The sequence below is a fragment of the Mycobacterium sp. 2-64 genome (assembly GCF_035918375.1).
GTDB classification, from domain to species: domain Bacteria; phylum Actinomycetota; class Actinomycetes; order Mycobacteriales; family Mycobacteriaceae; genus Mycobacterium; species Mycobacterium intracellulare.
In genome coordinates this window covers 2,331,726-2,354,219 of record NZ_CP142361.1, presented here as the reverse complement: position 1 = coordinate 2,354,219, position 22,494 = coordinate 2,331,726, and the positions used below count along the sequence as shown (strand labels likewise).

At 71.9% G+C, this 22,494-nt stretch carries 10 protein-coding genes and 1 pseudogene; all 11 read right to left on the bottom strand.

Annotated elements, in window-relative coordinates; all coding sequences use genetic code 11:
- Window positions 1–2: 2 nt before the first annotated feature.
- On the bottom strand, window positions 3–6,398 hold the full coding sequence (locus tag QGN31_RS11135) for a type I polyketide synthase (protein WP_201406992.1): 6,396 nt from the start codon (window positions 6,396–6,398) through the stop codon (window positions 3–5).
- Window positions 6,379–12,768, bottom strand: coding sequence for a type I polyketide synthase (locus tag QGN31_RS11130; RefSeq protein WP_201406987.1), 6,390 nt, complete (start codon window positions 12,766–12,768; stop codon window positions 6,379–6,381). The genes QGN31_RS11135 and QGN31_RS11130 overlap by 20 nt, the downstream gene beginning before the upstream one ends.
- A gap of 129 nt (window positions 12,769–12,897) precedes the next feature.
- Window positions 12,898–13,959: a type III polyketide synthase gene (locus QGN31_RS11125; protein WP_201358413.1), complete on the bottom strand. Its 1,062-nt coding sequence runs from the start codon at window positions 13,957–13,959 to the stop codon at window positions 12,898–12,900.
- Window positions 13,960–14,070: 111 nt separating this feature from the next.
- Window positions 14,071–15,501 (bottom strand): argininosuccinate lyase, encoded by a 1,431-nt coding sequence (gene argH / locus QGN31_RS11120; RefSeq protein WP_095763347.1) that lies wholly within the window; start codon window positions 15,499–15,501, stop codon window positions 14,071–14,073.
- Window positions 15,498–16,715, bottom strand: a complete 1,218-nt coding sequence (locus QGN31_RS11115; RefSeq protein WP_014385093.1) for an argininosuccinate synthase — start codon at window positions 16,713–16,715, stop codon at window positions 15,498–15,500. Before QGN31_RS11115 ends, argH begins: the two co-directional genes overlap by 4 nt.
- A 27-nt stretch (window positions 16,716–16,742) precedes the next feature.
- Complete coding sequence (locus QGN31_RS11110) at window positions 16,743–17,237, bottom strand: arginine repressor (RefSeq protein WP_009954337.1); 495 nt, start codon at window positions 17,235–17,237, stop codon at window positions 16,743–16,745.
- Window positions 17,234–18,160, bottom strand: a complete 927-nt coding sequence (gene argF, locus QGN31_RS11105) for an ornithine carbamoyltransferase (protein ID WP_014385094.1) — start codon at window positions 18,158–18,160, stop codon at window positions 17,234–17,236. The genes QGN31_RS11110 and argF overlap by 4 nt, the downstream gene beginning before the upstream one ends.
- Window positions 18,153–19,346, bottom strand: a complete 1,194-nt coding sequence (locus QGN31_RS11100; RefSeq protein ID WP_014385095.1) for an acetylornithine transaminase — start codon at window positions 19,344–19,346, stop codon at window positions 18,153–18,155. The genes argF and QGN31_RS11100 overlap by 8 nt, the downstream gene beginning before the upstream one ends.
- Entirely contained in the window at window positions 19,343–20,227 is an 885-nt protein-coding gene (gene argB / locus QGN31_RS11095) for an acetylglutamate kinase (protein WP_008257625.1), read from the bottom strand. Before argB ends, QGN31_RS11100 begins: the two co-directional genes overlap by 4 nt.
- Window positions 20,224–21,435, bottom strand: coding sequence for a bifunctional glutamate N-acetyltransferase/amino-acid acetyltransferase ArgJ (gene argJ / locus QGN31_RS11090; RefSeq protein WP_009954341.1), 1,212 nt, complete (start codon window positions 21,433–21,435; stop codon window positions 20,224–20,226). Before argJ ends, argB begins: the two co-directional genes overlap by 4 nt.
- Window positions 21,432–22,491 (bottom strand): annotated as a pseudogene (gene argC, locus QGN31_RS11085) (N-acetyl-gamma-glutamyl-phosphate reductase). Before argC ends, argJ begins: the two are co-directional and overlap by 4 nt.
- Window positions 22,492–22,494 lie beyond the last annotated feature (3 nt).

The following is a 22,494-nucleotide window of genomic DNA, read 5'->3' as shown; positions in this document are numbered from 1 at the left end:
GGTCAGGGGCCGACTTCGTCGTCGAGGATGGCAAAGAGCTGACTCTCGGTGGCGGTGGCGAGGTCGTCGTCGAACGCGTCCTCAGGCTGATCCGGCAGCGCGGACGGTGTCGGACCGGTCGCCGTCGCCAGCAGACCCTCGAGCCGGGCGACGAGCTGTGCCCGGTCGGCGGGGCTCAGCCCGGGCCGGCCCAGCAGTGCCTGCAGTTCCCGCGCGATGTCGTCGAACCGGGCGATGCGATCGGGCTCGGTGGCCGGGGCGGCGACGGAGCCGGTGGCCAGTTCGGTTCCGAGGTGTTCGGCCAAGGCGGCCGGCGTGGGGTGATCGAAGATCAGCGTGGGTGAAAGGGTAAGCCCGGTAGCGATTTTGAGCCGGTTTCGCAGTTCGACGGCGGTCAGCGAGTCGAAACCGAGGTCACCGAACGCGTCGTCGGCGTTGACGTCGGCGGTGGTGTGCCCCAGTACCGTGGCCGCGTTGCCGCAGACCAGTTCCACCAATTCGGCTTGTCGCTGTTCGGGACTCAGGCCGTCCAGGCGCGCCCGCAGGCCCGTCAGGGACACCATGTCGGTGTGCTCGAGGACCCGCCGGGCGGGGCGGGTGGCCAGCTGGCTCAGCAGCGGCGGCAGCGTGGCGCTGTGGTGCGCCAGCGCGCCCCGGTCGAGGCGGGTGCCCACCACCATGGGCCGGTCGCCGAGCAGCGCGGCGTCCAACAGGTCCAGCGCTTGCCGGGTGGACAACGCGCTCAGCCCGGCCCGGCTCATCCTGGCCCGATCGGCCTCGCCGAGGTGGTGCGTCATCGCCGACGGCTCTTCCCACATCCCCCACGCCACCGACAATCCCGGCAGTCCCCGGGCGTGGCGATGGGCCGCCAGCGCGTCGAGGAAGCTGTTGGCCGCTGCATAGTTGCCCTGACCCGGCGCACCCACGATGCCGGCCATGGACGAAAAGACCACGAACGCGGCCAGGTCCAGTTCTTTGGTCAGCTCGTGCAGGTGCCACGCGCCGTCGACCTTGGCGCGCAACACCGCGTCGATACGCGCGGGAGTCAATGACGCGACCATCGCGTCGTCGATCACCCCCGCGGCGTGGAACACCGACCGCAGCGGGTAGTGCGAGGGCACCCGCGCCAGCAGGGCCGCGACCGCGTCCCGGTCGCCGACATCGCAGGCAGCCACCGACACCGAGGCGCCCAGGTCGCGCAATTCGCCTGCCAGCTCGGCGATTCCGGCGGCCTGCTCCCCGCCGCGACTGACCAGCATCACGTGGGGCACCCGGTGCCGCTCGACGAGGTGGCGGGCCACCGCCGACCCCGCCATGCCGGTGCCGCCGGTGATGAGCGCGGTCCCGCCCGCCAGCCCCGCGGGGCCGTCCGGCATGGTGAGCACGACCTTCCCGATGTGACGGGCCTGGCTGACAAAGCGGTAGGCGTCGGCGGCGCTCCGCGCGTCGAAAGCCTTGACCGGCAACGGCGCCAGGGCCCCGCCGGCGAACAATGTCATCAATTCGGCCAGCATCTCCGCGATTCGATCCGGGCCGGCCTCCATCAGGTCGAAGGCGCGGTACCCCACCCCGGGGTGGGCGTGCGCGACGATATCCGGATCACGCAGGTCGGTCTTGCCCATCTCGATGAAACGACCACCCCGGCCCAAGAGCCGCAGGGACGCATCGTTGAATTCACCGGCCAGGGAGTTGAGCACCACGCCGAAGCCCCCGGCGCCCACCGCCGCGCGGAACTTGTGCTCGAACTCCAGCGTCCGCGAATCCGCGATGTGGGCGTCGTCGAAACCCATGGCGCGCAGCGTGTCCCATTTGCCGCGACTGGCCGTCGCGAACACCTCCGCGCCCCAATGCCGGGCCAGCTGCACCGCGGCCATGCCGACCCCGCCGGTGGCCGCGTGCACCAGCACCCGTTGGCCCGCCCGCAGTCCGGCCAACACCGAGAGCCCGTAGTACGCGGTCAGGAACACCACCGGCACGCCGGCGGCCTGAGCCATCGACCAGCCCCGCGGCACCCGCGTGACCAGCCGCCGATCGACGGTCGCCTCCGAACCCGCCAGCCCGAAGATCCCCATCACCGCGTCGCCGACGGCCACATCGGTGACGCCGGAACCGACTTCGGTCACGATGCCGGCGCCCTCGGCACCCAACTGCGCGGCACCGGGATACATGCCCAGCGCCACCAGCACGTCCCGGAAATTCACCCCGGCCGCGGCCACCGCCACCCGCACCTGTCCGGCTTCCAGCTCCGCCGGCGGGTACTCCTGGACCGCCAGATCCTCCAGCGTCCCGGCGTCGCCGGCGGCCAGCCGCCACACCGACGGCGGCTCGGGCAGCGACAACAGCGCCCGCTGGCCGGCCGGCTTCAGCCGGGCACTGTGGGCGATGCCGTCGCGCACCACCAATTGCGGTTCGCCGCAACCGATCACCGTCGCGACGTCCAACGAGCCGTCGGTGTCGACCAACACGATGCGGCCCGGATGCTCGGCCTGCGCCGAGCGCACCAGCCCCCAGACGGCCGCGCCGGCCAGGTCGGAGACGTCGTCAGCGGACAGGGTCACCGCACCACGGGTCTGCACCACCAACGTCCCGGCCGCGTCGCCGGACAGCCAGGACTGCAAGACGCCGAGGGCCTCGTGCGCCGCGGTGTAGACCGCGGTGATCGAAGCGCCGGGGGGCGGCTCCCATACGGTCACGCCCTGGCCAACCCCGTTGCCCGGGAGCGAGATCGGCGACCACACCACGTCGAGGAGCTCGCCGCTCCCGGCGCGGGCCGCCAGCGCCGCCCTCAATTGGTCGGCCGACACGGCGCGCGTCACCAACTCCCGCACCGAGAGCACCGGCAGGCCCGACGCGTCGGCCAGGTCGACCGACACGGCGCCGGTGCCCGCCGGTGCCAGCCGCACCCGGACCCGCGATGCACCGGCGGCGTAGAGGCTCACGCCCTGCCAGGAGAACGGCAACACGGTCTCGATCCGCTCGTCGGCCACCCCGAGCGCGTGCAACGCCGCGTCCAGCAGCACCGGGTGGATGCCGAAGCCGCCGGTCGCGACACCGGCGTGCTGCGGGAGCTCGACCTCGGCGAACGTTTCGGCCCCCCGCCGCCACACGGCCCGCAACCCCTGAAAGGCCGGGCCGTACCCGTAGCCGCGGTCCGCCAGGCCGTCGTACGCGCCGGCCACGTCCACCGCCTCGGCGCCGACGGGGGGCCACACCGACAGATCCGTCACCGGGGTGGTCGCGCCGTCGCGCAACAAGCCCTCGGCGTGCAAAATCCAATCCGTTTGCGCCGCACGCGAATACACGGAGACGGCCCGCGCTCCGGTGCCGTCGGCCGCCTCCACCACCACCTGCAGCTGCACGACCCCGCCCACCGGGACCGCTAGCGGTGCCGACAGCGTCAGTTCCTCGATCACCGAGCAGCCGACCTCGTCACCCGCCCGCAACGCCAGCTCCACGAAGCCCGCCCCGGGGAACAGCACCGTGCCGGCCACGGCGTGGTCGCCCAGCCACGGTTGGGCGGCCGTCGACAGCCGGCCCGTCAACACCACACCGCCGGAATCCGGCCGGTCCACCACCGCCCCCAGCAACGCGTGCTCGGCCTCGGTCAGACCCAGGCTGGCGATGTTCGCCGATCCCACCGAATCGCTCGACAGCCAAAACCGGCGCCGCACAAAGGCATACGTCGGCAACGGGATGCGCCGCGCGCTCAGCCCGGTGAACGCCGCCGACCAGTCCAGGTCCGAACCCGTCGCGAACAGCTGTCCGGCCGCCGACAGCAGCGAGTCGACCTCGGGGCGGCCCTTGGCCATCGACACCACCGAGATCGCGCGGTCGGTCGTCAGGCATTGGTCGACCGCGGCCGTCAACGCCGCCCCGGGGCCGACCTCTAAAAACACACCGGCGCCCAGCGATTCGGCCAGCTGCACGCCGTCGACGAACCGCACCGGCTTGCGCACATGGTCAACCCAGTACGCGACCGTCCCATAGTCGGGCCCGGCCAGTTGCCCGGTCAGGTTGGACACCAACGCGATCCGCGGCTCGCGGGCCGACACGCCGGCCACCACCGCGGCGAAGTCCCCCATCATGGGTTCCATCAGCGGCGAGTGGAACGCGTGCGAGACCGCCAGCTGCCGCACCCGGGCGTCCCCGGCCGCCAGCCGGTCCGCGACCACCTTCACCGCCGACTCCGAGCCCGAAAGCACCAGCGATTGCGGGCCGTTGACCGCCGCGATGCCGACGTCGCCGTTCAGCAGCGGCGCCACGTCGGCCTCGGTCGCGGTCACGGCCATCATCACCCCACCGGGCGGCAACTGCGCCATCAACCGGCCCCGGCTCGCGACCAATCGCGCCGCGTCGGACAGCGAGAGCGCGCCCGCGACGCAGGCCGCGGCGATCTCCCCCACGGAGTGGCCGATCACCACATCCGGTGTGACGCCCAGGGATTCCCACAGCGCGGCCATCGCGATCTCCAGCGCGAACAGCGCCGGCTGGGCGAATTCGGTGCTCTGCAACAACTCCGCGTCGGAGCCCCACATCACCTCGCGCAACGGCAGCCGGCAGTGGGCGTCCACCGCGGTCACCGTCTCGTCAAAAGCCTGGGCGAACGCGGGAAAGCGTTCGTACAAGGCCGCGCCCATGCCCAGCCACTGCGAACCCTGACCGGGAAACACGAACACGCGCTTGCCCGCCGCGCGGGTGCGCCCGGTGATCGCGCCCGGGACCGGCGCCCCCGCGGCCAACCCCGCCAGGCCGGCTGACAGGCCCGCACGGTCGGCGCCGATCAGCACCGCGCGGTGCTCGAACGCCGCCCGGGTGGTCGCCAACGACCAGCCCACGTCCACCGCGGGCACATCCGGTGTGGCGCCCAGGTGGTCCAGCAGGCGTTGGGCCTGACCGGCCAGCGCGTCGGTCGAGCGTGCCGAAACCACCCACGGGACAATGGGATTCGAGCCGTCGTGCGCCGCGGGCACGTCGTTGGGTTCGGCGGGTGCCTGCTCGACGATCACGTGGGCGTTGGTGCCGCTGATCCCGAAGGAGGAGACGCCTGCCCGCCGCGGCCCGCCGTGATCCGGCCAGGGCCGCGGGTCGGTCAGCAGCGACACCGCCCCGGCCGACCAATCCACGTGGGGCGACGGGACATCCACGTGCAGCGTCCTGGGCAACACCCCGTGCCGCATCGCCTGCACCATCTTGATCACCCCGGCCACGCCCGCCGCGGCCGAGGTGTGGCCGATGTTGGATTTGATCGATCCCAGCCACAGCGGGCGGTCCGCCGGGCGGTCCTGTCCGTACGTCGCGAGCAGCGCCTGCGCCTCGATGGGGTCCCCGAGCACGGTCCCGGTCCCGTGGCCCTCCACGGCATCCACGTCCGCCGCCGTCAGTCCGGCGTTGGCCAACGCGGCCCGGATGACCCGCTGCTGCGACGGCCCGTTGGGTGCGGTCAAGCCGTTGGACGCGCCGTCCTGGTTCACCGCGGTGCCCCGCAGCAGCGCCAGGACCGGGTGTCCCAGGCGCCGGGCGTCGGCCAGCCGCTCCAGCACCAGCACACCGGCGCCCTCCGACCACGAAGTCCCGTCCGCCGCCCCGGCGTACACCTTGCAGCGACCGTCGGGCGCCAGCGCCCGCTGCCGGCTGAATTCGACGAACGCCGCCGGGGTCGCCATGACGGTCACTCCCCCGGCCAGCGCCAGGTCGCATTCCCCGGACCGCAACGACTGCGCGGCCAGGTGCATGGAGACCAACGAGGACGAGCACGCGGTGTCCACCGAGACCGCCGGGCCTTCCAGCCCCAACACGTACGACACCCGGCCCGAGGTGACGCTCAAGGTCGAGCCCGTGAGCCCGTAGCCCTCCAGCTCGCCTTTCACCTCGCCGCCATACCCGGCGTGAATGACCCCCGCGAAGACTCCGGTCGCCGTGCCGCGCAGCGCGAAGGGGTCAATTCCCGCGCGCTCCAACGCCTCCCAGCAGATCTCCAGCATCATCCGCTGCTGGGGGTCCATGGCCAGCGCCTCGCTGGGCCCGATGCCGAAGAACCCGGCGTCGAAGTCCCCCGCGTGCTGCAGGAAGCTGCCGTGGCGGGTGTACATCTTGCCTTTCGCGTCCGGGTCCGGGTCGTAGAGGCCCTCGACGTCCCAGCCGCGATCGAGCGGGAAGTCCGACACCGTGTCCCGCCCCTCGGCGACCAGCTCCCAGAGGGCGTCCGGGGTGTCCACGCCGCCGGCGTAGCGGCAGGCCATGCCCACCACCGCGACCGGTTCGGACAGTTGGCCTTCCAGCTCGGCGACGCGCCGCCGGGTCCGCCTGAGATCCGCCGTGAGGCGCTTCAGGTAGTCGACGTGCTGCGCGGTGCCGGGCGTTGCCGCTCCTGGCGGGGTGTCAGCGGCCGAGTTCTTCATCGAGGATCGCAAAGAGTTGGCTTTCGGTGGCGGCATCGAGGTCATCGTCGAGGTGTTCGGAGTCGGCCGGATCGGCGGGCGCAATGGCGCCGAGCAGGGTGTGGATGCGCGCCCGCAGCACCGAGCGGTCGTCGGCATTCCAGTCGGGCGCGCCCAGCAGCGCCTGCAGTTCGCGGGTGATGTCGTTGACCCGGGCCATCAGGTTCGGCTGCACGTCGGTGCCGGCCCCCGCCAGTTGTGTGTCCAGGTGCCCGGCCAGCACGGTCGGCGTGGGGTAGTCGAAGATGAGTGTTGGCGAAAGGGTAAGGCCCGTCGCGTTTTTGAGCCGGTTACGCAGCTCGACCGCGGTGAGCGAGTCGAAGCCGAGCTCCTGGAACGCGCGGCCGACGTTGATGTCGGCCGGGTTCGGCACGCCCAGCACCATCGCCGCGTTGCCGCGAACCAGGTCGATCAATTCGCGCTGCCGGGCCTCGGGGCTCAGGCCGTTCAGGCGTGCGCTCAGACCCGTGCTCGACGCGGCGGCGCCGGTGTCGTCGACCACGCGCCGGGCCGGGCCGGCGGCGAGTTCGCGCAGCAACGGCGGCAGCGCGGCGACGTTGTCCGACAGGGCGGCCCGGTCCACGGCGGCGGCCACCAGCACCGGACGGTCGACCAGCATGGCGGCGTCGAAGGCCGCCAAGGCCTGCCCGGTGGGCAGCGGCGCCAGGCCGATCCTGCTCATCCGGGCCTTGTCCCGGTCGCCGAGGTGCGCCGTCATCGCCGAGGCCTGTTCCCACAGGCCCCAGGCCAGTGACAGGCCCGCGAGGCCGTGGGCGCGCCGGTAGGCGGCCAGCCCGTCGAGGAAGCTGTTGGCTGCCGCGTAGTTGGCCTGTCCCGGGGTCCCCACGATCCCGGCCATCGACGAAAACACCACGAACGCCGACAAATCCAGATCGCGGGTGAGCTGGTGCAGGTTCCAGGCACCGTCGACCTTGGCCCGCAGCACCGCGTCCACCCGGTCCGGGGTCAGCGACGAGATCAACCCGTCGTCGAGGATCCCGGCGGCGTGAACGACGCCGCGCAGCGGATAGTGCGCCGGTATCCGGGAAAGCATCGCCCCCACCGCGTCGGGATCGGCGACGTCGCAGGCCTCCACCGACACGTCGGCGCCGGCCCGCCTCAGCCCGTCCACCAGTTCCGCGACACCGGGGGCCTCCGCGCCGGCCCGACTGACCAGCACCACGTGGGCCACCCCGTAGCGGTCGACGAGGTGGCGGGCCAGCGCCGAACCGGCCATCCCGGTGCCGCCGGTGATCACCACACTGCCCCCGGCCAGCCCGCCGCCGCAGCCGCTGAGCACCTCGCCGGGCCCCGACGGCACGGTGAGCGCGACCTTGCCGACGTGGCGGGCCTGGCTGACGTACCGGTAGGCCGCCGCGGCGCAGCGGACGTCGAATGTCCTCTGCGGCAACGGTGTCAAGACCCCGCGGGTCAACAATCCGACGATCTCGGCCAGCATGGCCGCCGTCCGGTCCGGGCCGGCCTCCAACAGGTCGAAGGCCCGGTACTGGGCGCCCCCATATTGTTCGGCGACGACGCGCGGGTCGCGGACGTCGGTCTTGCCCATCTCGATGAATCGCCCACCGGGCGCCAACAGCCGCAGCGAGGCGTCGGTGAAATCGCCGGCCAGGGAATTGAGCACGACATCGAAGCCGCGGTCACCCGCCACCGCGCGGAACTTCTCCTCGAACTCGAGCGTGCGGGAATCCCCGATGTGGTCGTCGTCGAATCCCATCGCGCGCAAGGTATCCCACTTGCCGCGGCTTGCGGTGACGAACACCTCCGCACCCCAGTGCCGCGCCAGTTGCACCGCGGCCATGCCCACTCCCCCGGTGGCGGTGTGCACCAACACGCGCTCCCCGCAGCGCAGCCCCGCCAGCACCGACAACCCGTACAGCGCGGTGAGGAACACCACCGGCACGCCGGCGGCCGCGACCAGCGACAGCCCGTCGGGCACCGGTGTCACCAATCGCTGGTCGACCACCGCCTCGGAGCCGACGACCCCCAACAACCCCATGACCGGATCACCGACGGCCAACCCGGTCACGTCGGGGGCGACCTCGACGACCACACCGGCGCCCTCGGCCCCCAGCTGGCCGCCGCCGGGATACATCCCCAGCGCCACCAGCACATCGCGGAAGTTGACCCCGACCGCGGCCACCGCCACCCGCACCTGCCCGGCAGTCAATTCGGTTCGCGGGCAAGGGCTTACGACGAGGTCCTCCAGGGTGCCCTCGCCGCCGGCGTCCAACCGCCAGCCGCCGGCCGGCAGGCCGATCGCGGAGTCCGCCCGCACCGGCCGCAGCCGGGCCGCATAGGCGACACCCCGGCGGACCACCACTTGCGGCTCACCGCAACCGATTACCGCGTGGGCATCCAGCGACCCGTCGGAGTCGATCAGCACCATGCGGCCGGGGTGCTCGGCCTGCGCCGAGCGCACCAGGCCCCACACCGCGGCGCCGGAAAGGTCCGAAACGTCTTCGCCGGCAAGCGCGACCGCGCCGCGGGTCCGCACGGCCAGCACCCCGTCGCCGTCGGCGCGCAACCACGATTGCAGCACCTCCAAGGCCTCGGCGGCCGCCGCGTGCACCGACTTCACCACGTCGCCGCCGTGATCGGCCAGCTCCCACACCGTGGCCTTCGCGCCGTCGTCCTCGCCGCCCAGCGTGATCGGTGACCAGGTCACGTCGAGCACTCCCTGGGCGAGCGGGCGCTGCGCGGGAACCGCCGCGGTGGCCAATTGCTCGGCGGAGACCGGGCGCATGGCCAACGCGCCCACCGACAGCACCGGCAGCCCCGCTCCGTCCGCCAATTCCACCGAGACCGCCCCGGCGCCGGCGGGCGCGATCCGTACCCGCGCCCGCGCCGCGCCCGACGCGTGCAACGACACGCCCTGCCAGGAGAACGGCAACACGGTCATGTCCTGCTCGCCGGCGGCCCCGATCGCGTGCAGCGCGGCGTCCAACAGCACGGGATGGATTCCGAAGCCGCCGTCGGCCGCGGCGGCGTCGGGCACGGCGACCTCGGCGAAGAGCTCGTCCCCGCGCTGCCACATCGCCCGCAATCCCTGGAATGCGCGGCCGTATTCGTAGCCGCGCCGGGCGAGCGCGGCGTAGGCGCCCGAGACCTCGACCGCGGTCGCCCCGATGGGCGGCCACACCGAGAGGTCCGCGGCCGGCGTCACCGCCCCCGGCCGCAACAGTCCCTCGGCGTGCAACACCCACTCCGAACCCGGCTGCGCGGCATCCGAATACACCGACAGCCGACGCCGACCCGACTCGTCGGCCGCCCCGACCACGAGTTGCACCTGCACTCCGTCGCCGGCGGGCAGCACCAAGGGCGCCGACAGCGTCAGCTCGTCGAGCACGCCGCAGCCGACCTCGTCACCCGCGCGGATGGCCAGCTCGACGAATCCCGCGCCGGGGAACAAGACGGTCTGGCCCACCGCGTGATCGGCCAACCAGGGGTGGGCGGCCGTCGACACCCGGCCCGTGAGCGCCACACCGCCGGAGTCGGGCCGGGGCACCACCGCGCCGAGCAGCCCGTGCTCGGCACCGCTAACCCCCAGGGTGGCGGCGTCAGACGAGCCCGTCGATCCGCCCGGAAGCCAAAAGTGTTGCCGCACAAACCCGTACGTGGGCAGGTCGACACGCCGGCCGCCCAGGCCGTCGAACGCGGCGCGCCAGTCCACACCCACGCCCGCTACGAACGCCTGCCCGGCCGAGAGCCAGAAGCGGTCCGGGCCGCCGTCGTCGCGGCCCAACGACGGGATGACGCAGCCCTGTTCGTCGTCGGGCATGGTCTCTTCGATGGCGGCCATCAGCACGGGGTGCGGGCTGGATTCGATGAACGCCCGATAGCCCGCGTCGCAGGCGCCGCGGACCGCCCGCTCGAACTGCACCGTCTGCCGGATGCTGCGGAACCAGTAGTCGGCGTCCAGTCCCGCGGTGTCCATGAGCTCACCGGTCACGGTGGAGAAGAACGCGACCGAGGACGACCGCGGTGCAATGCCGTCCAGCGCCGCGGCGAGGGGCTCGCGGATCGCGTCCACCGCGGCGGAATGCGAGGCGTAGTCGACATCGATGCGGCGGGCGCGGATGTTGTCGGCTTCGCACCGCCGCATCAATTCGGTCAGCGCGCCCACCTCGCCGGAGACCACCACCGCCGAAACACCGTTGACCGTGGCGATATTCAATCGCTCACCCCACGGCGCGATGAGCTGCTCGGCGCGCGGCAGGGCGCAGGCCAGCGAGACCATGCCGCCCCGGCCCGACAGCCCCACCAGCAGCCTGCTGCGCAGCGCCACCACCCGGGCGGCGTCTTCCAGCGACAGCGCCCCCGCCACGCAGGCCGCAGCGATTTCGCCCTGGGAATGGCCGATCACCGCATCGGGCACCACGCCCACCGAACGCCACAACTCCGCGAGCGACACCATGACCGCCCACAGCGCCGGCTGCACCACGTCCACCCGGTCCAGTCCGGGCGCGCCCGGCGCGCCGCGGATGACGTCGATCAGCGACCAGTCGACGTGATCGGCGAGCGCCCCCGCGCACCGGTGCAGCTGCTCGGCGAACACCGTTGAGCCGTCCAGCAATTGGGCGCCCATGCCGGCCCATTGCGAGCCCTGGCCGGGGAACACGAACACCGTCTTGCCGGGCGACTGCGCCCGGCCCACCGCGACGCCTGCCCCCTGCTCGCCGACCGCCAACTCGGCCAGCCCCCGCAGCAGCTGCGCGCCGGTGGCGCCCACGACCACCGCGCGGTGCTCGAAGCGCGACCGCGTCGCGACCAGCGACCAGCCCACGTCGACCACCCGCAGCGCGGGGTGGGCCTTCACGTGCGCCAGCAGCCGCGCCGCCTGGTTCGCAAGCGCCTCGGCCGACCGGGCCGAGAGGACCCACGGCGCCACCACGTCATCGCCTGGGGGCGAGTCGCTTTCGGGCTCCGGCGCATACTGCTCGACGATGACGTGCGCGTTGGTGCCGCTGATGCCGAACGACGAGACGCCCGCGCGGCGCGGCCGGTCGGGCGTGGACCAGGGGCGCGATTCGGTCAGCAGCGATACCGCGCCGGCCGACCAATCCACGTGCGGCGTCGGCTCATCCACGTGCAGCGTCTTGGGCATCACGCCGTGGCGGATCGCCTGCACCATCTTGATCACTCCGCCGGCGCCGGCCGCGGCCGACGTGTGACCCATGTTGGATTTGATCGACCCCAGCCACAGCGGCCGGTCCGCGGGCCGGTCCTGCCCGTAGGTGGCCAGAAGCGCTTGCGCCTCAATCGGATCCCCGAGCGTGGTGCCGGTCCCATGGCCCTCCACCAGGTCCACGTCCGCGGTGCCCAGCCGCGCGTTGGCCAGCGCCGCCCGGATCACCCGTTGCTGCGAGGGCCCGTTGGGCGTCGCCAGCCCGTTGGACGCGCCGTCCTGGTTCACCGCGGACCCGCGTATCACGGCCAGCACCGGATGCCCGAGCCGGCGCGCGTCGGCCAGCCGCTCCAGCACGAGCACGCCGACGCCCTCGGAAAACCCGGTGCCGTCGGCCGCGCCCGCGTAGGCCTTGCAGCGGCCGTCGGCGGCCAGCGCCCGCTGGCGACTGAATTCGATGAACATCGCCGGCGTGGCCATCACCGTCACGCCGCCGGCCAGCGCCAGATCGCATTCACCGGAACGCAACGACTGCGCCGCCAAATGGAGGGCCACCAGCGACGACGAACACGCCGTGTCGACGGAGACCGCCGGGCCCTCGAGCCCCAACGAGTACGCCACCCGCCCGGATGCCACACTGAGCGTCGAGCCGCGCAGGCCGTATCGCTCCAAGTGTCCCGGCACCCGGCCCTGTCCCCCGTAGGAGCCGTGAAAGATCCCGGCGAACACGCCGGTCGAGGAACCGCGCAGGGTGACGGGATCGATTCCGGCCCGCTCCAACGCCTCCCACGACACCTCGAGCAACAGGCGTTGCTGCGGGTCCATCGCCAGCGCCTCGCTGGGCGCGATCCCGAAGAAGGCGGCGTCGAAATCCCCGACGTCCGAGAGGAACCCGCCGCAGCGCGCGTAGGACTTTCCGACCGCGTCCGGATCCGCATCGAAGAGCCCGGCCAGGCTCCAGCCGCGGTCCGACGGGAACTCCGAGACGACGTCGCGGCCCTCAACCACCATCTCCCACAACGCCTCTGGCGAGTCCACCCCACCGGGATAGCGGCATCCCATGCCCACCACCGCCACCGGTTCGGTGGTGGCGGCGAGGTATTGGCGGTTCTCGCGCTTGAGCCGCTCGTTTTCCTTCAGCGATTGGCGAAGGGCCCGGACGAGCTCTTCGGTGTTGCCGTTCATCGAACGCGGCCTTTCGTGTCACTCACAGCGCCGGCTCCTCCAACGGGCCGTCGGTCGACCCACCGTCACAACCTCCCCGCCGCCCCAAGAGGGCGCCTCAGGGCAGGAACGGAGGTACACGAGCGACCATCAGTGCCAACGCAACAACACCAATTCGGAACAGAATCCCGGCCCCATCGCGAGCATCAGGCCGGGACTTCCGCTCGGCGGCGGCTTGGCGAGGGTGTCGCGCAGCACGTGCAACACCGACGCCGACGAAAGATTGCCGATCTCGCCGAGCGAACGCCAGGTGAGTTCGAGGGCCTCCGGCGGCAGGCTGAGCGCCGCGTTGATCGCCTCGATGACCTTGGGTCCGCCGGGGTGGCTGACGAACGCGCCGATGTCGGTCGGCGTCAGGCCATGGGCGCCGAGAAACTGGGTGACGTCGTCCTCGATGTATTGCTCCACGACCGCCGCGACGTCCTTCGACAGCACGAGCTCGAATCCGCCCGAACGCACGTCGAAGCCCATGGTGCGCAGCGAATCGGGATACAAGTGGCTGCGCGAATCCAGCACGCTGGGCCCGGCGGCGGCGAGCTGTTCAGCGCGCCGGTCGCCCACGGCCACCACCGCCGCGGCGCCGTCGGCGAACAGGGCGCTGCCGACCATCCCCGCCAGCGACGGCTTGTATCCGGGGTAGGTCAGCGAGCACAGCTCGACCGAGACCAGGGCGGCGACGGCGTCGGGCGCGCCACGCAGGTAGTCGTTCGCTCGGGCGACACCGGCCGCGCCGGCCACGCAGCCGAGGCCGAACAGCGGCACGCGGCGCACGTCGTCGCGCAGGCCGAGCCGCGCGGCGATCCGGGCGTCCACCGACGGCACCGTCAGTCCGGTGACGGTCGTCGTGATCAGCACGTCGACGTCCTGCGCCCGCAGTCCCGCCTCGTCGAGCGCGCCGGACAGCGCCTCGCAGCCGAGGTTCACGGCGTGCTCGGTGAAGATCCGGTTGGCCATGCCGAAGTCGGTCAGCGTGGGGTATTGCTCGAGCGGCAGCACCAGGTGGCGGCTGTCGATTTTGGCGCTGGCGTGCAGCTGCCGGACGATGTCTTCGTAGTCCGCGAACTCGGGGATGCTGACGAAGAAGTCGGTGAGCTCGCGCTGCGAATAACGGTGCGGCGGTAGCGCACCGAAGACGCCGGCGACGACGCTCATTGGTTTCCCACCCCTTGGTCACGGGGATCCGGCCCGAAACGTTCATCCGGATCGCTTTGAGCCCGCAGTCTAGTCGGCGAGACAGCGCGGGGCACGGAAACCGACGTCATCTCAACGGCTCCCGCGCGCCCGGTCCTCGAGCCGCTCTTTGAGCGTTCCGGCGCTGGCCAGGACGTTTTCGATCTGCTCGGCGACCCGGACCGGCGCGGTGCCGCCCCACGCGTCGCGCGACGCCACCGAGCCCTCGATCGTCAAGACCTCGCGAACCTGCGGTGTCAGGTCGCCGCTGATGGCGGCCAGCTCGTCGTCGGTCAGCTCGTCGAGCCCGACGCCGCGCTGCTCGGCGGCGCGCACGGCCGCACCGGCGGCCTCGTGCGCGGAGCGGAACGGCACCCCCTGGCGCACCAGCCATTCGGCGATGTCGGTCGCCAGCGTGTAGCCGGCCGGCGCGAGGGCGGCCATCCGGTCGACGTCGAACGTCAGGCTTCCCACCAGCCCCGCCATCGCGGGCAGCACCAGCTCCAGCTGGGCCACCGAATCGAACACCGGTTCCTTGTCTTCCTGCAGGTCACGGTTGTAGGCGAGCGGCTGGGCCTTCAGCGTGGCCAGCAGGCCGGCCAGGTTTCCGATCAGCCGACCCGACTTGCCGCGGGCCAGCTCGGCGATGTCCGGGTTCTTCTTCTGCGGCATGATCGAGCTGCCGGTGGACCACGAGTCGTGCAGGGTGACGTAGCCGAATTCGGTCGAGCTCCACAGGATGACGTCCTCGGCCAGCCGGGACAGGTCGACGCCGATCATGGCGAGGACGAACGCCGCCTCCGCGGCGAAATCTCGGGACGCGGTGGCGTCGATGGAGTTGTCGGCGGGGGCCGTGAAGCCGAGCTCAGCGGCGATCGCGCCGGGGTCCAGGCCCAGCGACGACCCGGCCAGCGCCCCGGAGCCGTACGGGGAGATCGCGGCCCGCTTGTCGAAGTCGACGAGGCGGTCGACGTCGCGCAGCAGCGGGTGGGCGTGCGCGAGCAGGTGGTGGGCCAGCAGCACCGGCTGGGCGGACTGCAGGTGGGTTTTGCCGGGCATGATGGCGTCGGGGTGGGCGGCGGCCTGGGCGGCCAGCGCGCCGACGACGTCCAGCGCCCCGGCGGCGACCCGGCGCACCGCGTCGCGCAGCCACATCCGGAACAGGGTGGCCACCTGGTCGTTGCGCGACCGGCCGGCCCGCAGCCGCCCGCCCAGCTCGGGCCCGACGCGGTCGATCAGCCCGCGTTCCAGCGCCGCGTGCACGTCCTCGTCGGTGACCAGCGGCGAAAAGCTGCCGTCGGCGACGTCGGAGGCGAGCTGGTCCAGGCCGGCCAGCAGCCCGTCGCGCTGCTCTTCGGTCAGCAGCCCGGCCCGGAACAGGATCACGGCGTGGGCCCGCGAGGCGACGATGTCGTAAGGGGCGAGCACCCAGTCGAAATGGGTGGACTTGCTCAGCGCGGCCAGCGCATCCGACGGGCCGTCGGCGAACCGCCCGCCCCACAGCGACCCCTCGCGCGTGCTCACGCTTCGGCCGGGCCCGTCACCGTCTGGTCCCGGCGGGACGCGATCTTCGACGACAGGCCGTGCACGTAGACGAAACCCTTCGCGGCCGACTGGTCGAAGCTGTCGCCCTCGTCGTAGGTGGCCAGGTTGAAGTCGTACAGCGATTCGGCGCTGCGCCGCCCGTTGACCGCGATGTGGCCGCCGTGCAACACCATTCGCACCTCGCCCGTCACGTGCTCCTGGGTCTTGGCGACGAAGCTCTCCAGCGCCTCCTTGAGCGGGGAGTACCACAGCCCGTCGTACACCAGCTCGGCCCAACGCTGATCGGTGTGCCGCTTGAACCGGCCCAGCTCGCGCTCGAGCGTGACGTGTTCGAGTTCGGTGTGCGCGGTGATGAGCACCATGGCGCCGGGCGCCTCGTAGATCTCGCGGCTCTTGATGCCCACCAGCCGGTCCTCGACGACGTCGAGGCGGCCGACGCCCTGCGCGCCGGCGCGGGTGTTGAGCTCCTCGATGGCGTCCAGCACCGACACCCGCTTGCCGTCGATCGTCACCGGCACGCCGCGCTCGAACCCGACGATCACCTCGTCTGGGGTGCTCCAGTTCAGCGTGGGGTCTTCGGTGTAGGCGTAGACGTCCTTGGTGGGCGCGTTCCAAAGGTGTTCCAGGAAGCCGGTTTCCACCGCGCGGCCCCACACGTTCTGGTCGATCGAGAACGGCGAGCGCTTGGTGACGTTGATCGGGATGGCGTTCTCCTCGGCGAACGCGATCGCCTTCTCGCGCGTCCAGGCGTAGTCGCGGACCGGCGCCAGCACCTCGAGATCGGGTGCCAGCGAACCGAATCCGACCTCGAACCGGACCTGGTCGTTGCCCTTGCCGGTGCAGCCGTGCGCGACGATGCTGCCGCCGTGCTCGCGCGCCGCCGCCACCAGGTGCTTGACGATCAACGGCCGGCTGATCGCCGACACCAGCGGGTAGCGATCCATATAGAGGGCGTTGGACAGGATGGTGGGAAGGCAGTAACCCTCGGCGAATTCGTCGCGGGCGTCGACGACGACGGCCTCCACCGCCCCGCAGTCCAGGGCCCGCTGGCGGATGACCTCCATGTCTTCGCCGCCCTGGCCGAGGTCGATCGCCACCGCTACGACCTCACGGCCGGTCTCCTTGCCGATCCAGCTGATGGCCACCGAGGTGTCCAGACCGCCGGAATACGCCAGGATGACGCGTTCTGACATGAACCAATCTCCTTAGGTTGAAATCGCTTACGTGAGTTTTTCCAATGTGGTGGCCAGTTCGGCGCCGGTCATCGGCTCTCGGGCGGCCACGAAGACGGTGTCATCGCCGGCGATGGTGCCGACGACGTACGGTAGCGCCGCGCGATCGATCGCGCTGGCCAAATAGTTGGCACCGCCGGGCGGGGTGCGCAGCACCGCGAGGTTCGCGCTGGAGTCGGCCGACACCAACAGCTCGCCGAGCAACCGGGACAGCCGGGCGGTGCCGCCCGACACGCCGCGCACCGGGCTGCCGTCCTCGGGAACGATGTAGACGCCGACGCCGCCGTCGGCGCCGCGCAGCTTCACCGCGCCCAGCTCCTCCAGGTCGCGCGACAGGGTGGCCTGGGTGACCTCGATGCCCTCGCCGGCCAGCCGGGCCGCCAGTTCGCTTTGGCTGCTGATCGACGCCGACGACAGGATCGCCACGATGCGGTCCTGGCGCCCGGCCCGGGTGGTTTCGGGCGTGGTTTTCGAGCGGGTCATGACCGCCGCTCCAAAAGCCATGTCAGCAGCGCCTTTTGGGCGTGCAACCGGTTCTCGGCCTCGTCGAAGACCACGCTGGCCGGGCCGTCCATCACCTCGTCGGTGATCTCGTCGCCGCGATGAGCCGGAAGGCAGTGCAGCACAACGGCTTCCGGGTCGGCCAGCGACAGCAGGTCGGCGTTGATCTGATACGGCCGGAACGGTTTGACCCGGTCCAGGCCGTCGCCCTCCTGTCCCATCGACGTCCACGTGTCGGTGACCAGGACGTCGGCGCCGCGCGCGGCCGCCCCGGCGTCGGCGGTGACGGTGACCGAGGCGTCGGTGTCCTCGGCGCGCCGGCGGGCCGCGGCCACGAACGCCGGATCGGGGGCGAAGCCGTCCGGGGCGGCGATCGTGACGTGGATGCCGGCGGTGACCCCGCCGAGCATCAACGAGTGCGCCATGTTGTTGGCGCCGTCGCCGAGGTAGGTCATCCGCAGGCCACGCAGCGCTCCCTTGCGTTCGGCGATGGTCTGCAGGTCGGCGAGCACCTGGCAGGGGTGGAACTCGTCGGACAGCGCGTTGACCACCGGCACCGTCGCGGCCCCGGCCATCGCCTCGAGTCGCTCGTGGGCGAACGTGCGCCAGACGATGGCCTCGACGTAGCGGGACAGCACCCGCGCGGTGTCCTCCAGGGTCTCGTCGCGGCCCAGCTGGGTGCTGCGGGCGTCGACGACGACGGCGTGCCCGCCGAGCTGGGCGATGCCCACCTCGAACGAGAACCGGGTGCGGGTGGAGTTCTTGTCGAACAGGACCGCGACCCCGCGCGGCCCCTCCAGCGGGCGGGCGCTGAACGGGTCCTTCTTCAGCTCGGCGGCCAGCTGCAGCACTTCGGACTGCTCGGTGGGCGACAGGTCGTCGTCGCGCAGGAAATGCCTAACCACGTGCGGCCCCCTCGAGAATTCCCGGCAGCGCGGAAATGAACCCGTCGAGCTGGTCTTCGGTGATGATCAGCGGCGGCGCCAGCCGGATGACGTCGGGCGCGGCGGCGTTCACCAGGAACCCGGCCTCGCGCGCGGCCGCCTCGGCGTCCTTGGCCCGCGCCGCGGTGAGCACCACCCCGCACAGCAGTCCGCGCCCGCGCACGTGGTCGACGAGCGGGTGACCGAGCCCCTCGATGCCGTGCCGCAACGACTTGCCCAGCACCTCGGCGTGGCGGACCAGGTTGTCGGACGCCAGCACCCGCAGCACCGCCAGCGCCGCCGCGGTGCAGACCGGATTGCCGCCGAAGGTGCTGCCGTGCAGGCCCGGCGTCATCAGCTCGGCGGCGCGCCCGACGGCCAGGCACGCCCCGATGGGCAGGCCGCCGCCGAGCCCCTTGGCCAGCGTGACCACGTCAGGGGTGATGCCGTCATGCTGGTGGGCGAAAAACGTTCCGGTGCGGCCCATCCCGGTCTGCACCTCGTCGAGCACCAGCAGGGCGCCGTGCCGCGCGGTGACATCGCGCGCGGCGGCCAGGTATCCCTCGGGCGGGACGACGACGCCGCTCTCCCCCATGATCGGCTCCAGAAACACCGCCGCGGTGTCGTCGTCGACCGCCGCGGCCAGCGCCGCGGCGTCGCCGTACGGCACGTAGGTGACGTCGCCGGGCAGCGGGGCGAACGGCGCCCGCTTGCTCGGCTGTCCGGTCAGCGCCAGCGATCCCATCGTCCGGCCGTGGAAAGCCTCGTGCGCGGCAACCAGTTTCGTGCGGCCCGTGAGCCGGGACATTTTGAAGGCCACCTCGTTGGCCTCGGTGCCGGAGTTGCAGAAGAACACCCGCGCCGGCGTTTCCTCGGGCGCGCCCAGCAGGGCCACCAGTTCCTCGGCCAGCGCGATGCCGGGTTCGGTCGCGTACAGGTTGGACGTGTGGCCCAGCGTCGCCATCTGCCGGGTGACGGCCTCGATGATCGCGGGGTGGCGGTGGCCCAGGATGTTGACCGCGATGCCGCCCAGCAGGTCGAGGTAGCTCTTGCCGTCGACGTCGGTGACCACGGCCCCGTCGCCACTGGCCAGGGCCATCGCGGGGGTGCCGTAGTTGTTCATCATCACGGCTTCCCAGCGCCGCTTCAGGGCGTCGGTATTACTCATGCCGGTACCACCTTGGTGCCCGTGCCCGCGTCGGTGAAAAGCTCCACCAGCACACAATGTTCGACCCGGCCGTCGATGACGTGCGCGCTCGGCACGCCCGCGGTCACGGCCCGCAGACACGCCTCGACCTTGGGAATCATGCCCGCCTCCAGCGTGGGTAGCAGTTGCGACAGTGTGGCCGTGTCGATTTCGCTGACCAGCGAATCGCGGTCGGGCCAACTCGTGTACAGGCCTTCGACGTCGGTGAGCATCAACAGCTTCTCGGCGTGCAGCGCGTCGGCCAGCGCCGCCGCGGCGGTGTCGGCGTTAATGTTGTGCACCACACCTTCGGCGTCCGGCGCCAGCGTCGACACCACCGGAATGCGCCGTGCGGCAATAAGATCCAGCACCGCGGCGGTATTGACCCGCTCGACGTCGCCCACCAGGCCGATGTCGGTGGCCACGCCGTCGACGGTGACGCTGCGGCGCACGGCGGTGAACAGCTGGGCGTCCTCGCCGGTGATACCGACCGCGTACGGTCCGTGCGCGTTGATCAAGTTGACCAGCTCGCGGCCGACCTGGCCGAACAACACCATCCGCGCCACGTCGAGCACTTCCGGTGTGGTGACCCGGAATCCGCCCTTGAAGTCACCCTGGATGCCGAGCCGGCGCAGCATCGCGCTGATCTGCGGGCCGCCGCCGTGCACGACGACGGGGTGCACGCCGCAGTTGCGCAGGAACGCCATGTCGGCGGCGAACGCGTGCCGCAGCGTGTCGTCGGTCATGGCGTTGCCGCCGTACTTGATGACGACGATCTTGCCGTGCAACTGCTTGAGCCAGGGCAGCGCCTCGGCGAGCACCTGCGCCTTGACCGCGGTGGATAAGTCGCTGGCGCGGGTCATGAGCTGTAGGCCGAATTCTCTTCGACGTAGCCGTGGGACAGGTCGGTGGTCCGGATGGTGGCCCGTCCGTCGCCGAGCCGCAGATCGACGGCGATGTCGATGTCGGCTCCCGAGAGATCCACCTCGCGCGCCCCCGGCGCCCCCACCCCGTCGGCGAAGACCGTGGAGCCGTTGAACGACACCGTGATCCGATCGGGATCCAGGGCGATGGGCGCGATGCCGACGGCGGCGAGCACCCGTCCCCAGTTGGGGTCCGAACCGAACACCGCCGTCTTGACCAGGCTGTCGCGGGCGATGGTCCGCGCGGCGACCAGGGCGTCGTCCTCCGAGGCGGCGCCGGTGACGGTGACGTTGACGCGCTTGGTGACGCCCTCGGCGTCGGCCTGCAACTGCGCGCACAGGTCGTCGCAGACACGCAGCACGGCGTCGTCCAGATCACGCTGATCCGGCGCGATCCCGCTGGCCCCGGAGGCCAGCAGCAGCACCGTGTCGTTGGTCGAGCACGCGCCGTCGATGTCGAGCCGGTCGAAGGTGCGCGCGGTGGCGTGGCGCAGCGCGGAGTCCAGCGCCGCGGCGTCGACGGCCGCGTCGGTGGTCAGCACGCAGAGCATGGTCGCCAGCGACGGCGCGAGCATGCCCGCGCCCTTGGCCATCCCGCCGATCGTCCAGCTGTCCGGGTGGTGCAGCGCAACCTGTTTGGGCACGGTGTCGGTGGTCATGATCGCCTGGGCCGCATCGTCGCCGCCGGACAGGCCGCCGGCCATGTCCTGCACGATCGCGCGCACCCCGGACAGCACCTTGTCCATCGGCAGCCGGTCGCCGATCAGCCCGGTGGAGCACACCGCGACCTCGATGGCCCCGGTCTCGGTGCCCCAGTCCGACAGGGCGGCCGCGACGGCCTCGGCCGTGGCGTGGGTGTCCTGGAACCCGCCCGGCCCGGTGCAGGCGTTGGCGCCGCCGGAGTTGAGGATCACCGCGCGCAGCGCGCCCGTGCTCAGCACCTGCTGGCTCCACAGCACCGGCGCGGCCTTGACCCTGTTGCGGGTGAACACCCCGGCGGCCGCGTAATCGGGGCCCTCGTTGAAGACCAGGGCCAGGTCGCGCTTGCCCGAGGCCTTGATGCCGGCGGCGATGCCCGCCGCCCGGAATCCGGCCGGCGCGGTGACGCCCTGCTCGCGCAGCAACCGCGGCGTCTCGGTGCGCGTCACGGCGCCACCCCGATCACCGAAAGGCCTTCCGCCTCCGGCCAACCCAGTGCCAGGTTCATCGACTGCACGGCGGCCCCGGCCGTGCCCTTGACCAGGTTGTCGATCGCGGCGATCGCCACGAATGTCTGGGCCGCCTCGTCCACCGCGACGGCGATGTGCGCCGCGTTGCTGCCGATCACCGCACCCGTGCGGGGCAGCTGACCGTCGGGCATCAGGTAGATGAAAGGCTCTGGGTCGTAAGCCTTTTCGTAGGCCTCCCGCAGCTGCGGCAACGGCGCACGGGTGCGGGCGGTGCACGTGGCCAGGATCCCGCGCGACGTCGGGATCAGCACCGGGGTGAACGACACCGTCACCTCGCGGCCGGTGACGGCCCCCAGGCCCTGGGCGATCTCCGGGGTGTGCCGGTGCGCCCCGGCGATGTTGTAGGCGCTCGCCGACCCGATGACCTCGGCGCCCAGCAGGTCGGTCTTGGCCGCCCGCCCGGCCCCGGAGGTGCCGCTGACGGCGACGACCGTGACGGCTGGCTCGACGAGGTCCTCGGCCAGCGCGGGCAGCAATGCGAGCAGCGCCGCGGTCGGGTAGCAGCCGGGAACCGCGATGCGGCGCGCGCCGCGCAGCCGCTCGCGCGCGCCCGGGAGCTCCGGCAGCCCGTAGGGCCAGCTGCCGGCGTGCGGGGTGCCGTAGAACCGCTCCCACGCGGCGGCGTCGGTGAGCCGGAAGTCCGCGCCGCAGTCGATGATCACGGTGTCGGGGCCGAGCTGAGAGGCCAGCGCGGCCGAATGGCCGTGCGGCAAGCCCAGGAACACCACGTCGTGGCCCGCGAGCACGGCGGGCTCGGTCGGCTCGACGACGCGCTGGGCCAGCGGCGTCAGGTGCGGATGGTGCTCGGCGAGCGTGCTGCCGGCGCTGGCAGCGGCGGTCAGCGCGCCGATCGACAGGCGCCCCTGGGCGTAGGCCGGGTGCCCGAGCAGCAGGCGGAGGATTTCACCGCCCGCATAGCCGCTGGCACCGGCAACTGCCACCTTGATCACGTCGGCCATTTCGACGATTTTGCATGGT

Excerpts from the sequence above, each read along its gene's own strand:
- QGN31_RS11130 (WP_201406987.1), bottom strand. The coding sequence starts at position 12,768 with ATGAACGGCAACACCGAAGAGCTCGTCCGGGCCCTTCGCCAATCGCTG.
- QGN31_RS11110 (WP_009954337.1), bottom strand. The coding sequence starts at position 17,237 with ATGACCCGCTCGAAAACCACGCCCGAAACCACCCGGGCCGGGCGCCAG.
- argB (WP_008257625.1), bottom strand. The coding sequence starts at position 20,227 with ATGACCCGCGCCAGCGACTTATCCACCGCGGTCAAGGCGCAGGTGCTC.
- QGN31_RS11125 (WP_201358413.1), bottom strand. The coding sequence starts at position 13,959 with ATGAGCGTCGTCGCCGGCGTCTTCGGTGCGCTACCGCCGCACCGTTAT.
- QGN31_RS11115 (WP_014385093.1), bottom strand. The coding sequence starts at position 16,715 with ATGTCAGAACGCGTCATCCTGGCGTATTCCGGCGGTCTGGACACCTCG.
- QGN31_RS11100 (WP_014385095.1), bottom strand. The coding sequence starts at position 19,346 with ATGAGTAATACCGACGCCCTGAAGCGGCGCTGGGAAGCCGTGATGATG.
- QGN31_RS11135 (WP_201406992.1), bottom strand. The coding sequence starts at position 6,398 with ATGAAGAACTCGGCCGCTGACACCCCGCCAGGAGCGGCAACGCCCGGC.